We start from the raw sequence: 14,795 nt of genomic DNA, 5'->3' as shown, positions 1-14,795 counted from the left end.
GCTACCCTAATTTTTGCAACCAACGAACCAGGGTTCGGGTTATTTTAGAAAACAGTTTGGGTGTATAATACGCACTGGCAACTCGTTTACTGATTTCGCTTAAAGTAGGATAAGGCACTATTGTATCGGTAAACGTACGTAATTTCTTTTGTTCCCGTATTGCTATAACCCAAGGTAAAATAAGCTCGCCGGCATGTGGTCCTACAATTGTCACACCCAAGATTTTTGCCTTTGCATCTGTGATAATTTTAATTTTGCCCTGTACAGTTCGTTCTGTTTGTGCACGATCATTATCCATAAAAGGCCATTCAAAAACTTTAATGCTCGAGTTTTTTTTAGCATCAGCCAAGAGCATACCTACATGAGCTAATTCCGGTTCCGTATAGGTAACCCACGGAATTGCGCGATAATCTACTTTGAAGGGGAGTTTAAACACTATATTGCGTAAGACAATCCCTGCTTGATACTCTGCCATATGCGTAAATTGAAATCCTCCGATTACATCGCCAATCGCATAAATTTTATTATTGCTGGTTTGTAATCGTTTATTCACCTTGATACCTTTGGATGTGTATTTAACCTCTGCTTTATGTAAATCAAGGCCATCAACATTCGCTTTACGGCCTGTTGCGATAAGCAAATGACTTCCAGTAATGGTTACATGATCATTAGGATCACTAAATGATATTTTTATTTTAGATTTGGAATGTGATTCTACCTGAAGATCTTTGATGTGTTCGTAAATGGCAATATTCATAGTTTCCAGTTGATCACGAACAATTTGAACACAATCCGCATCATCTTTAGGGAGAATATTTGCTGCATCTAAAAGCGTTACCTTGGATCCTAGCATGGCAAAAGCTTGAGCTAGTTCGCAACCAATAGGACCTCCTCCTATTACAATTAAATGTTGTGGCTGTTCTTTTAAAGAAAATACGGTTTCATTTGTAAGATAGGAGACTTTATCTAATCCAGGAATAGAGGGTATAAAAGGTGAAGAACCCGTTGCAATGACAAAAAATTTACTTTGGATAACCTTATCTCCAACCCTCATCGCACTTGGGCTGAGAAATGTCCCAGAATCTAGGATCACCTTGACGCCCAAAGCTTCAAACCGTTGAACTGAATCATGCTCTTCAAGATGACTAATGACATGCTGCACATGATTCATTACTTGAGGGAAATCAATACTCAATTCTTTAAAATGTAGTCCTAAAGACTCTGCGCATCGGGCATTGTAACAAGCTTTTGCTGCAGCCAATAAGGATTTGGATGGTACACATCCATAATTCAAACAATCTCCACCCATTTTATCTGATTCGAGTAATGCTACTTTTAGCCCTAATTGAGAACAACCCGATGCAAGACTTAAACCACCTGCTCCACCGCCAATGATGGTCAAATCATAATTTATGATTTTGTTCTCGTCGGTTGCTTTCTTATTGCTTGAATTGCGCTGCGTAGATTTGGTTCCAATAAAAAATTTATAAATTGGTGCGATTAAAGAAAGACCAGCCAGTGCCAATAAAGGTCCTAATATTTGGGGTTCAAAAATAATATGAAGATTAGGTGTTAGATTCGCAGCAAATACATGGCCTAAACCATTACCAACCATTACATAAACTAGGGACCCAGGAATGATACCAATTAGTGTGGCTATTAAGAATGTTTTTGCATTCACATCCAAAAGTGCAGGTACAATATTAATAACCCAAAAGGGAAATAGAGGCACTAAGCGTAAAGTAAGCAAATAAAAAAAGGAATTGTGCTTGAATCCTTTACGCATTCGCCCTACCCATCCTGACGCTTTGTCAGCTAACCACTCTCCTAAGGATGTACGAACAGCAAAAAAAACAATCATGGAGCCAATTGTGGCACTAAAGACTACATAGATTACACCCCAAAATATACCAAATAAGAAACCACCAATTATTGTAAGAAAAACTGCCCCAGGAAAAGAAATTGCAACAGAAAAGATATAACCCAAAATAAAAAGAAAAGATGCCATAAAGATATGTTTATTGGTCCATGACAACAATAAGGAATGGTGTTCTTTTAAGGATTCAAAAGTTAAATACTTATCCAGACGAAAACTAAAAAAAAGGACTAATAGTCCTATTAATATAATTAAAGGTAACCAATGACGAATTCTTACTTCCTTCATGATTGCTTTCCTTAGCACTCAGTTCAAGTAGTCTGGTTCAGCAAAGTTGCCCCCAGGGGAAAAGATTTATAGTCTCAACTAACTATCCAATTGTACATTAATATCACGTGCATCAGATAGACCATGATCATCTACTATTCTGACAACAAATTTTCCGGGTTTTGCCTTCCATAGGTAGGACTCCCCTGCTTTAGTCTTTGCAATAAATGTTTCATTAATAAACCAGTATACATGAGCAATACCGGCATCAGTCACTGCAGTAAGAGGAATGGTATTATTTTGCTGGGAATCTGCGCGAATAATATAACTGATCCCGTTTTGTGGAGAGGTAATGTGAGGATTAAGCCCCGAGTTTCCAGATAAGTTACAATCAGGCTCAAAAAATGGTGGAGTATGTCTTTGGATTCCTGCCCGCTTAAAAATACTCAGTAAGTCAGAAGGCCAAAACTCAAAAATTTCAAAGCGTGTATTTTCATCAATGTGGCAAGTTCGTAAACCTGTTTTGCTATTAATAGCAACTTCTCGATATATTGTATCTTTTTTTATGGGGGATTTTCCTGGAATAAACCAGCCCCATTCCGTATCTTGGCAATAACGAGTAGGAAGCATTCCTGAAGCCTTGCATACTTCGACTTTCTTTAGATTCATCTGTTCTGGATGTTTTTCTAAAGCATATATAGGTCCTCGTTCGTGTTTTAATGCATCAAATAATTCAAAGAATAAGGGAGCAGCTATGTCTTTACCAACAAATGCGGGATTTGCTTTATTGTCAAAATTGCCCACCCATACTGCTAATACATAAGGACCAAATACCCCTACCGTCCATGCATCTCGATAACCTGAGGATGTCCCAGTCTTCCAAGAAATAGGCAAACGAGACCAATCTTTGGAAACCTCATCCAAACGAGGAGTATTTTTAAGCATATCTAATACCAGGTAGCTAGCTTCCGGGCTAAGCAAACGTATCCCTTGGGGTTTGGCTTCGTTTTTAAATGTGCGGATTGGGTACCATAGTCCATCGTTTGCTAACATCGCATATAAACTAACGAGTTCTTTCATCGTTAATTCAACTCCACCTAAACTCAGTGACAGACCATAGTAAGATTCCGAACGTAATTGGCTGATCTGAGCTTTTTCCAATAATTGATGCAATGTTGGATTAGTTAATTGATTGGCAAGAGAAATTGCGGGAATATTACGGCTCAAAACCAAAGCATCCTTCGCTTTAATGGGGCCCATAAAATCATAATCAAAGTTCTCAGGATTATAACCATTAAAACTGTGTGGAACATCTTTTAAAACAGTATCTGGATGAATTAACCCTTGATCTAAAGCCAACCCATAGATAAAGGGTTTTAATGTGGATCCTGGCGAGCGTTTTGTTTCTGCACCATTAATTTGTCCGCTAATCCCTTGATTAAAAAAGTCAGCCGAGCCCAACATACCTTTAATACCCATATCACGGGTGTCTACGAGTAAAACAGCTGCATTATTTACACCGATACCTTTTTTTCTGTCGAGATAATGATGGGTAATACGTTCGATAATCATTTGAGCACGATAATCTAAAGTTGTATCGATACTTTGATGTTTAGTTGCCGTGGCGTATAAAATTTCATTTACAAAATGTGGGGCGCTAAAAGGCAGCATATGTGTATTCTGCATTACTAAAGGTAAAGCAAACATGCCTTTTTTATTAAGATCCTCTGGATGTTTTTTTAACCATCGGCCCAATAAATGCTCTCTAATTTTTTTTAATTCCTTATTATTGGGCGTTCTTTTACCAGGATTTTGGGGGATAATGCTTAAAGTTAAGGATTGTGGCAAAGTGATTTGATTCACAGAGGTCCCAAAATACACCAAACTTGCTGCCCCGACTCCTTCAATATTGCCGCCATAGGGTGCTAAATTTAAATAAGCTTCTAGAATTTCCTTTTTGGAGTAATGCATTTCAATTTGTATCGCACGGATGATTTGCGCTAATTTTCCAGAGATTTTTTTTGAATTCATACCATAACGCATTCGAGCAACTTGCATGGTAATTGTTGACGCACCAATTCTACGTGATTGTGCACCGTACGTTTGCCAAATGGCTTTTATTGTTGCCCAAGGATTAACGCCATAATGCCAATAAAAGTATTGATCTTCTTGGAGTAAGGTTGCTTCGATTAACTGGTTGGATATTTGTGATAAGGGGGTATACAATCGATATTTCTCATCTTGACTTAATGTTAATCTTAATAAATTATGATTGTTGTCATAAACCGCCCTAGAAAAACTCACGTCCTCTAACAAAGATGGCTTTGGCAAAAAAAATAAAACCAGATAGACGCTGACAAATAGCGTAACAAATATTATGCTAAGTTTCTTAAATATTTTGTTCATAGTCGCTATTATGCCTTAAATAGAATAAAATATATGCAAAAATTTTTCAGCACAATTCACCACCCTTGGAATAAATGATGAATAAAAATCGGCAATCTCGAGTACAAAATGCTTTCTCATCGGTGTTTGGAAAATTAAATTGGCGTAGCCCTCCGTGGCTGAAGTACTTACGCTATAGATCAAAATCATCTCCAAAAATGTTTTGGGGAAGCAGCCTTTTAATAGTGCTGGTTTTAATTATTGCCGGCTATTCAATACATTGGTATAAAAATTTACCAAAACCTATTTATACCACTGCGCAAATTACTGTTCCAGACATCACACCAAATTCAGAAGAACAATTGATCGCTAACAATTTGGTTATTGATTTTGGAATAAAGAATAACGGATTCATTAATCAATCGGTTGCACCGCTGAGCCAGGTTGGAAAAACGGTAACTGAAGGCATAGAAATGACTCCAAAAATGCCTGGAACATGGACGTGGAATAGCGACAGTCAATTAGTTTTCACTCCTGCGCAAGATTGGCCTGCGGGACAAAAATTTACCATCAGTTTTGCCTCTAACTTTTTTGCAAACAATGCCAATATGGAAAGCCATGAATATTCATTTTCCACTCATTCTTTCGATGGCAAAATCTCTGAATTTAAACTGTATCAAGATCCAGTACATGCTGAAATAAGAAACGCTGTAGCTACTATAGAATTTAATTTTCCAGTTAATCCTAAAAATCTGGAGAAAAACACTTCTTTAGTGTATCAAACTAAATCAGGTTCTTCGGGCGAAAAACTCCCTATTACCTTTACTTATGATAAAAATAAGCGGGTAGCATATCTCCATTCAGATACAATACAAATAAACAATGAAGCTCGCTTTTTACGCTTAACTTTAGATAAAAATGTTACTTCATCTACAGATTCTGCTCATTTGAAAAAAGATTTATCGCAAAACCTCCTGATCCCTAGTGCCCAAGATTTTCTTAAAGTTCTATCTGCTTCGGCATCCATTATTCGTAACGACAAAGACAGACCTGAACAAGTACTGAATGTCGAAACCTCCCTAGGCATAAATGAGAATGAGTTTAATAAATCGGTACATGTTTATTTATTACCGAAAGATCGCCCAGCCACAGTTGGTGAAGCTGCTAAGGAGAACTATCAATGGCAAAATCCAGGTGAGGTGACTAAAGCGGTCCTGGCTCTAGCTACGCCTTTAGCAAAGGAAGAGATTCCTACAGAACAAAACTACTCCACTTTGCATAGTTTTAAATTTAAAGCAGATACACCACGATATATATATATACAAATAGATAAAGGAATGCGAAGTTTTGGTAATTTTACATTAGGAACTGAGTATGCAGCGATCATCCCTGTTCCTGCGATACCTAAAGAAATCAGTTTCTTACATAAAGGGTCATTGCTCGCTTTAAGTGGGGAGAAAAAACTTTCTGTATTGATTCGTGGTGTTCCTGCAGTGAAGTTTGATTTCGCACGAGTATTACCTGAAAACATTAACCAATTAATCACTCAAACTCAGGGTGATTTTAACAATCCTTATTTCATTAATCCTACATTTAATCAACAAAATATCAGCCAAATCTCATCAGAGATTCAAGAGTTTGACATCTCGGATTTGGCAAAGCAACAGTATACTGCGCTTGATTTCAGTAAGTATTTAACAATGAATACGAATACGCTGGGACCTCAAGGATTGTTTTTATTACAAGCCACTGGGTGGGATACTACAAATAAAAGTGCGTTAGATGTTAAAGCAAGCCGCATGATTTTAATTACTGATATGGCATTACTGGTAAAAGACAATCAAGACGGTAGCCATGACGTTTTTGTTAATTCGATAACGCAAGGTACCCCTGTTGCAAATGCAACGGTAACTGTTTTAGGTAAAAATGGGTTGCCTATTTTATCACGTGTTAGTGATACTCAGGGTCGAGTTAATTTTCCCCCTTTAAAAGATTTTGTCGATGATAGAGAACCTACTGTATATTTGGCTCAATTAAATAATGACGTGTCATTTATTCCATTTAACAATGCCAACAGACAACTAAATTTCTCTAAATTTGATATCGGTGGTCTTTATACGAATAATCAAGAAATGCATAGCCTAAGCGCTTACCTTTTCTCGGATAGAGGAATCTACAGACCAGGAGATACAGTTCATGTGGGCATGATAGTCAAGCAAGCTTATGCTCAGCCACAACCTGGAGGCTTACCACTGCAAGCAACTGTAGTCGATGCAAGAGGAACTACGATTAAAGATGAAAAAATTACCCTGAATGATCTTGGGTATATGGATCTTGATTTTACAACAAATACCAGTTCGCCCACCGGCCAATATATGGTTAATTTGTATCTAGTTAAAGATGGATACCCACAAAACCTACTTGGTTCTACAAGTATTCGTGTTTCTGAGTTCTTACCCGATAGAATGCGAATTACTACCAGTCTGTCACCAAAGCCTTCCGCAGGATGGAGTTCTCCAACTGGATTGAAAGGAGAGGTAAATCTTTGGAATTTATATGGTGCACCGGCTACGGACCGAAAAATCAGCGCTAAAATTTTATTAGTACCTCAAAAAGTTGAATTTGATAAATATCCCGATTTCGTCTTTATTGACCCTTTACTGGATCCCAAAAAACCGCCTAAGGTATTCACTGAAACATTAAATGATGGGACCACAAACAACAAAGGCGAAGCCGAATTTGATTTAAATCTTGACCGTTTTGAAAAGGCGACCTACCAATTAACGTTTTTCGCTGAAGGTTTTGAGGCGGAAGGCGGTCGTAGCGTAACAAGTCAAACTAAAACATTGGTTAGTCCCCTGCCGTATTTTGTAGGCTATAAACCCGACGGTGATCTATCTTTTATTAAGCAAAATAGCACCCGAAGCGTTAATTATATTGCAATTAATCCTGAATTAAATAAACAAGAAATTAACGACTTAAAGCTACAGCTGGTCTCTTTACATCCGGTTACAACCTTAGTTAAAAAAGCGGATGGAACCTACCAATATCAGTCAGTTATTCAGTCGACAATTGTGAGCACTACCCCATTTAATATTGCTGCGCAAGGAACTGATTACGCTTTACCCACACAGCAAATTGGGGATTTTTCCTTAAGTGTCCTTGGGAAAGATAATACGGTACTTAATCAGTTAAAATTCAGTGTGGTCGGTGCCAGCCAACAACCCTTAGCTAAAAATGCTGAATTATCAATAAAACTTAATAAAACCGAGTATCAAGCCAATGAGGATATTGAAATACAAATCACCGCGCCCTATACTGGCTCCGGCTTAATTACTATAGAGCGTGATAAGGTTTTTGCAGCTCAATGGTTTAAAACAGATACTACCAACTCCGTGCAAACCATCCACATCCCTGCTGATTTTCAGGGAGACGGATATATTAATGTCGCCTTTATACGCGATTGGAGCTCTCCTGAAATCTTTATTAGCCCACTTAGCTATAGCGTTGTCCCCTTCACAGTCAATCATGAGAGTCATGAAGTAAAAATAGATCTGCAAACACCAAACGTCGCACGTCCTGGTGAACCATTTACTATTAATTATCACACCGATAAGCCAGGTAAAATTATTGTATTTGCGGTTGATGAAGGTATTTTGCAAGTAGCACACTATGAAACTCCGGATCCTTTATCATTTTTCTTCCAAAAGCATGCTCTTGAGGTTTTAACGCAACAAACTGTGGATCAAATCATGCCCAAATTCATTCAGGATAGAGAGCTTTCTGCAGTGGGTGGGGACGATGGGGAAGAAGGTATGGCAAGCCGTCTAAATCCATTTAAAAGAAAAACGGATCTACCAGTGGCCTATTGGTCTGGAATTATTGATACTGATTCTAGTACCCACCAAGTCGTCTATCAAGTGCCTGACTACTTTAATGGAACATTACGAGTTATGGCTGTAGCGGTATCATCAGATTCTGTGGGTGCTCAAGAAACCTCTGCCGAAATTCGTGGAGATTTCATTATTAATCCGAATGTCCCAACTTTTGTCGCACCAGGAGATGAGTTTGAAATCTCTTCATCCATTGCAAATAATATCAAAGGTTCCGGAGAACATGCACTCATAAATGTAGATTTGATTGCTTCGCCTGAAATTGAAGTGATTGGCTCCCCAACGCAAACATTAGAAATTGCTGAAGGACATGAGCAAACTGTGCACTTCAAATTAAGAGCTAAATCCTTTTTAGGCGCTGCTAAATTAAACTTTAAAGCGAGTATGGGCGATAAATCGAGTGCAATGAGCGCGACACTTAGTGTCAGACCAGCTACGCCGCTGAGTACGTACATTAATAGTGGTAAATCAGCAGACGCGCAAAAAACTTTGGAGGTGATGCAAACATTGTATCCGGAATATCGCAAAGTAAACGCAACTGCTTCCACTAGCCCTATGATTCTGGTCTTTGGTTTACAACGTTATTTGGATAATTATCCTTATGGTTGTACAGAGCAATTAACGAGTAAAGCAATACCATTATTAGCAATGAATAATCAATCTGGCTTTGGTTATGAAGCAAAACAGGTTGAAGAAAAAGTAAATGCTGCCATTCAGATGCTAAGTCAACGGCAAATGTCTAATGGAGGATTTAGTTATTGGCCAGGACTGGGTGACAATCAAGGTAATGACTTTGCATCAGTTTATGCAATGCACTTCCTCACCGAGGCAAAAACCCAAGGATTTAATATTCCTAGTGATCTGTTCTTCAATGGGATCAACTACCTTAAGACCTTGGCAAGCCAAAATGTAACAAACATGGATGCAGCAAGGCTTCAAGCTTATGCGATTTACATTTTAACCCGTAATGAAATAGTCACTACTAACTATCTGGCAAACCTGCAATTATATCTGGAAAAAGACCAGACAAAATCATGGCAAACCGACATTGCGACAGCTTATATTGCTGCTTCATATCAATTGTTGCAAAGCCATGATGAAGCAAATCAATTAATTGGCTTATATAAGCCACAAAATACTCAAGCATATGTGACTGATTTTTATAGTAGTGCCATTGCGGATGCCCAGTATTTATATTTGGTAGCAAAACATTTCCCCAACTTATTACCTCAGGTTGGCGATGAATTGCTTAAGCGCTTAATTCAAGCCATAAATAATGATGAAATCAATACAGTTCTATCTGGATTTTCCAGCTTGGCCTTAGGTGCATATCATCCTTCTTTATCCAATGAGCAGGCCTCTGTTTTATCCATGACAAAAATTATGGACAATAATAAGGAATTCAATGTACCAGCCGCTAATGCGGGATATCAAAAAATTGATATTGAACCTAATGTCCAAAAAATTCGTTTTAACAACCCTGATAAGAAAACGTTTTTCTATCAACTCATGCAGTCAGGATTTAATCGAGTCATTCCAAAAACTCCATTAAAACAAGGTTTAGAAATTTTCCGAGAGTATAAAGATTCAAAAGGGAATGTGATTACCTCCACAACTCTAGGAAGTGAAATTGAAGTACATATTCAAATTCGGGCATTAGGTAATGACTATCTGTCCAATATCGCAATTGAGGACCTTCTACCTGGTGGATTTGAAGTGGTAAATGACTCCATAAAAAATAATAATGTCATGGATTATGTTGACATACGTGAAGATCGAGTAAATTTCTTTGGTGGTGTTGAATCCGTTGCTAAAGAAATTGTCTATAAAATTAAAGCTGTAAATATAGGAAAATATATTGTTCCCCCTGCCTATGCGGAAGCAATGTACAATCCTAATACGAAAGCACAAGGTGTCTCCTCCGTGATTACAATTACAGAAACACCCTAAATGGTTTAAATGGGATCAAGCATATAATGTTAAATATTGTAGCCTGGGTGTAGCGCAGCCTAACCCGGGTTAATGATATGCTGTCAAACCTTGCTCACCTCCTCTCACAGACTTAGGAGACTTCTGAAAAGCAGGGTAAATATGATAAAAATATACCCAATACAAATAAGAAATAAAACAAATTTGATTTGCATTTTTAAGTCGATCTGTTTTAAATTAACGCTGTTAAATCGCTCAAAGATAATCAGCGCTCAATGAGTATCCCCGAATTGTAATAGGTAAATGGTGTAATTCATGATTAGTTTAAAAAATGGCATTAGCAAGTTTATTTTTATGGGAAGATGGTTGCAACTTCCGCTTTATTTAGGACTGATTTTAATCCTGGCAGCTTATGTTTATCGTTTCGTTCATGAGCTATTTGAATTAGTAACTCATCTAAATAGTTTTGATGATACCCTTATTATGCTTGGTGTATTAGATTTAATTGACGTAGTAATGATTGCAAATCTGTTGATTATGGTTGTTATGGGGGGATATGAAACCTTTGTTTCTCATCTCACTCTTGACTCACACCCCGATCAACCAGAATGGTTGGATCATCTCGATGCAGGAGCTATGAAAATAAAGCTTGCTCTTTCATTAATTGGTATCTCATCAATTCACTTGTTGAGAACGTTTATTGATCCGAATAAACTCAGTAATTATTCGGTAATGTGGCAAGTAGTTATTCATTTAACCTTACTTGTTTCAGCTTTGGCAATTGCATTGACTAATAAAATGCTCGTACAAAGTAAAACGCACTAAAAGAATGGCTCAACTCTGGGCGCGTACACTTTATTCCAGATATTACGGCAGGCACTCCTCTGGTATGAGTATAATATTTTATTGGAAAGCCCAAACTACCTACCGGAGATCTCTATTATTTTGATGACATATTGTAGTTTCATAAAGGGTTAGCTTAACAACATTCCAAAAATTCCCACTAAAGCTTGAGTACACTCTTTTCTAAATACAGTTGACTCCGCATTATCCTTATTAAAATTACTATTAGAGATTTATCATCTTACTGCAAAATAAAATTCGCCCATATTTTTCAGGTAAATTCTACATTTGTTGGATGAAGAATTTTCATGCCTCATCGGCATCCTAGAGCGTAAAATTTTAAATTAGCCAAAGTAATCAATAAGAGTTTTTTCAGGATTTTTTTCAAAATTCCATCTCCTAAATTTTCTCCAAAACATAGCCAAACAATTTCGGTTAGAGAAATTTATGCGCTGTACAAACAATGCTCAAATTGTATTAATAAATTAATAATTCGTTAATGATCGATCTGTATAATTAAAGGTCAAAGTGAATTTAAATGGGTATGGATGCCTTTTAATATTGAGGTGCTAAAATGAAATCAAAGTCAGAAGCTGAATACCAAATTGGTGTGTGCGTAAAGGAAACAAATCAAGAAAATGGTCCAGGGCATGTGTCAGCGATGCTTATTAAAAGGAAAGAAGGTAATACTAAAGTTTACCATACAAGCTTTTATCCTGGACCTTTTGGTAGTTTAGTCAATGGTATGACTTTTGGATCTGTACCTGTAGTTGGAGAATTAGCTTCGGATCATAAACAAGATCTAGAGGAAGCTGACCATGTGTTAGTTGCTTCCGTATCTAAAGAAACATTTAAAGGTGCTAAAAAAGGACAACAATCATTTAGTAAGGATGTAGTAAGTGGACGTCGAATGTACTCTGTTTTTGGGAAAGACAACCCTATTGCACATGGTATGACTCATTTATTTTCAGGGTATAAAGGAGCGCAGCTCACTGTAGCCAAACATGTGAAGGAAACCGGTTATGAACCCCCTGAAGACCATTGTGGTATCCATGTATATGATAATGATTGTCATGCAGAAATTAAAAAAGGACCTCTTGTAGACAATTGCGCAAGTTCTGTTAGCCACGTATTACGCAAAGCAGGTTATAAGGATTTCCAAAATCCAAAAATACCAACATTCTTTACTCCCGAGTTGCAAAAGCACGGTTTTGTTAAAATGGAAAAATTGGATTTCATGAAAGAATTTGACAATATAAATGGAACTTCAGTGAAAAAATAACTAATGAACCATTGCCCTACTTTAGATAATTAGGTAGGGCAATAATTAATATCATTTGCTAAAAAATTAAGTAACTGATTATAATTCGTACCTACAAGTTTCTATCAAAAAAGGATTGCTCATGTTTAAATTTTTAAAATCTAAAAAAAATAATGGACTGAATTCCACATCAGATTCAACGCTCCAAAGTGCTCCCGATGCCCCTGATTTAACTGCTCATTCACCCAAAAACATAAAACCCTCACAAACTTCAAAAGATACTTGGGTTTTTATTTGGAATATGACAGCAGATAAAGTAGGTCATGCTGCAGTACAAATCGGTGGATCAAAACCAAAAATGAACGATGAGGACCCTGGTGAATATGCCAGTATTCATCCCGGTCAAATCCCATCCACAGGATTAACATCAGTATTGCCTTTGCCAGCACAACTTGCCACCAATTTATCTCAAGATATGGAAACTTTAGGTGCCTCAGAAAATACTATGTCCATCACCGATATAGGAGAACCAATTAAGGTAAAATCAAGAGAGGCTAAACCCCTAGCTCCAGATCATGTATATCATTTTGAAGACCTTGATACTTCTGCAATGAGTAAACACTTAAAACAATCTCATAAAAAAGTAGATACGGGGGAAATGGGATATCAACTCTTTCCCAATGTGAATGTTGTTGGATTTTTTAAAGATAGTTCTGCATTTATCGCCCAAGATCCAGTTGATATAGAAATGCGTCGAAGGGTCACTGAAAAACAAGTTAATAATCATGAAGTACATAATTGCACCTCACTTGTGAGCGAAATCTTAAATAAAGGAGGATTGCCCATTAAGCAATCTAAGGTAAAGCCCTGGGTAATTACGCCGAATGGTTTGTCAGAGGAGCTCAGTAGCAAAGCCCCTAAAATTTAAATTTAGGAATGTAGCTTGTGGTTTTCAGTGCATTATCTGAAAACCACTTTAAAGTAAGTTATTTCTTTTGCTCTTTAGCTTTTTGATTCTTCGATTTTAAACCAGATACATCATAAATAGTAATTGGTGATTGAATTCCTTTAACTTTTACTCGAAGATGACCATTAATCTCCACATCCTGTGCAACTTCTTTGTACGTGGACTCTGAAATCAATATTTGTCCACCCAAGCTCAAATCTTGAATTCGCGATGATAAGTTAACGGCTGATCCTATAGCACTGTATTGCATTCGCTTCTTAGATCCTACATTTCCTACTATGGCAACTCCGGTATTAATCCCAATCCCCATCTCTAACTGCGGTAAATTATTTTTACTATTAGCATGATTTAATTTTCTTAACATTTTTTGCATTTCTAGAGCGCATGCTATTGCCCGGTGTGAATCATCCCCTGAAGAATAAGGGGCTCCAAAAATAACCATAATTGCATCACCAATAAAGGCATCAACGATTCCTTGATGTTTTTCTATAACCGGTACCATTTTGCTGAAATAGCTGTTTAAAAGAGAAACTAGCGTTTCCGAAGGAATGGATTCGGATAATGGAGTAAAATTTCTTAAATCACTAAACATGATGGTTATTTTATTTTCATATCCACCGAGTTTTTGATGAGGCGATTTGAGTATTGTATTCACTACTTCATCAGACATATAAAAGCTGAATACTTTACGAATTAACTTATTACGCACTTCAAGTTGGCTTTTAATTTTTTGTAATAAGAAATTCGTTTTACGAAGAGTTAACTCATCTTTAGCTATATTCGCTAAATTTAATAAAAGCTCTTGTTGCTTTGAGTTAAACTCTTTGGGAGAAGTATCAGCTAAACAGAAGGTCCCTACATTATACCCTTGGGGATCAGTCAAAGGAACACCAGCATAAAAACGAATATAAGGCGCTTGTTGAACCAAAGGACTATTGGCAAATCGTTCATCAAGAAGTGCATCATTAATGATGAGTGGTTCACTTTTTTTAATCGTTACATTGCAAAAAGAAATACATCGTGGTGTTTGGGGTTCGTTTAAACCGTATCGTGCTTTAAACCATTGTCTTTCTTCATCTAGAAACGCGATGTAACAAATTGGGATGTTAAATAAATCAATCGCCAGACGTACCAACCGCTCATAACTTTCCTCTGGAAGTGTATCCAAAATATTCAATGATTGGAGGGCATCAAGTCTTTTCTGTTCTAAATCTAGGGGTCCATCTGCTTTTTTTGATTTCATAATAATTCTCTGTGCTTGGTATCCTTATTGACTTAAAGCAAATAGTTCTACTTATCCTTCACATATAATCATTATAGATGAAATATTAATCCCTCTTTTTGCATCCGTGTGAATTCATGATATTCTCTGAT

At 37.1% G+C, this 14,795-nt stretch carries 7 protein-coding genes; 4 read left to right on the top strand and 3 right to left on the bottom strand.

Annotation, left to right across the window (positions count from 1 at the left end; all coding sequences use genetic code 11):
• Position 1: 1 nt before the first annotated feature.
• Together ACWTE2_RS17915 and pbpC are read right to left on the bottom strand one after the other, a co-directional pair.
• A complete protein-coding gene (locus tag ACWTE2_RS17915) occupies positions 2-2,164 on the bottom strand; it encodes an FAD-dependent oxidoreductase (protein WP_454783726.1) in 2,163 nt (720 codons plus the stop codon).
• Positions 2,165-2,242: 78 nt separating this feature from the next.
• Positions 2,243-4,549 (bottom strand): penicillin-binding protein 1C, encoded by a 2,307-nt coding sequence (gene pbpC, locus ACWTE2_RS17910; protein ID WP_454783725.1) that lies wholly within the window; start codon positions 4,547-4,549, stop codon positions 2,243-2,245.
• Positions 4,550-4,626: 77 nt separating this feature from the next.
• On the opposite strand from pbpC, the gene ACWTE2_RS17905 reads away from it, so the two are divergent.
• The 4 genes from ACWTE2_RS17905 to ACWTE2_RS17890 all read left to right on the top strand — a co-directional run bounded on the left by ACWTE2_RS17905 (position 4,627) and on the right by ACWTE2_RS17890 (position 13,382).
• Complete coding sequence (locus ACWTE2_RS17905; RefSeq protein WP_454784420.1) at positions 4,627-10,371, top strand: alpha-2-macroglobulin; 5,745 nt, start codon at positions 4,627-4,629, stop codon at positions 10,369-10,371.
• Positions 10,372-10,665: 294 nt separating this feature from the next.
• Entirely contained in the window at positions 10,666-11,175 is a 510-nt protein-coding gene (locus ACWTE2_RS17900) for a TIGR00645 family protein (RefSeq protein WP_454783724.1), read from the top strand.
• A 592-nt stretch (positions 11,176-11,767) separates the two neighbouring features.
• Positions 11,768-12,475: a hypothetical protein gene (locus tag ACWTE2_RS17895; protein WP_454783723.1), complete on the top strand. Its 708-nt coding sequence runs from the start codon at positions 11,768-11,770 to the stop codon at positions 12,473-12,475.
• A gap of 121 nt (positions 12,476-12,596) precedes the next feature.
• Positions 12,597-13,382, top strand: a complete 786-nt coding sequence (locus tag ACWTE2_RS17890; RefSeq protein WP_454783722.1) for a hypothetical protein — start codon at positions 12,597-12,599, stop codon at positions 13,380-13,382.
• 58 nt (positions 13,383-13,440) lie between these two features.
• Here ACWTE2_RS17890 and ACWTE2_RS17885 read toward each other — a convergent pair whose 3' ends face one another.
• On the bottom strand, positions 13,441-14,664 hold the full coding sequence (locus ACWTE2_RS17885; RefSeq protein ID WP_454783721.1) for an adenylate/guanylate cyclase domain-containing protein: 1,224 nt from the start codon (positions 14,662-14,664) through the stop codon (positions 13,441-13,443).
• Between the last annotated feature and the right edge of the window lie 131 nt (positions 14,665-14,795).

This window comes from Legionella nigrisilvae (assembly GCF_977063395.2).
The sequence above is the reverse complement of the archived record's forward strand: the minus strand, read 5'-3'. Positions and strand labels throughout refer to the sequence as shown.

Excerpts from the sequence above, each read along its gene's own strand:
- ACWTE2_RS17900 (WP_454783724.1), top strand. The coding sequence starts at position 10,666 with ATGATTAGTTTAAAAAATGGCATTAGCAAGTTTATTTTTATGGGAAGA.
- ACWTE2_RS17915 (WP_454783726.1), bottom strand. The coding sequence starts at position 2,164 with ATGAAGGAAGTAAGAATTCGTCATTGGTTACCTTTAATTATATTAATA.
- ACWTE2_RS17885 (WP_454783721.1), bottom strand. The coding sequence starts at position 14,664 with ATGAAATCAAAAAAAGCAGATGGACCCCTAGATTTAGAACAGAAAAGA.
- ACWTE2_RS17890 (WP_454783722.1), top strand. The coding sequence starts at position 12,597 with ATGTTTAAATTTTTAAAATCTAAAAAAAATAATGGACTGAATTCCACA.
- ACWTE2_RS17905 (WP_454784420.1), top strand. The coding sequence starts at position 4,627 with ATGAATAAAAATCGGCAATCTCGAGTACAAAATGCTTTCTCATCGGTG.
- ACWTE2_RS17895 (WP_454783723.1), top strand. The coding sequence starts at position 11,768 with ATGAAATCAAAGTCAGAAGCTGAATACCAAATTGGTGTGTGCGTAAAG.
- pbpC (WP_454783725.1), bottom strand. The coding sequence starts at position 4,549 with ATGAACAAAATATTTAAGAAACTTAGCATAATATTTGTTACGCTATTT.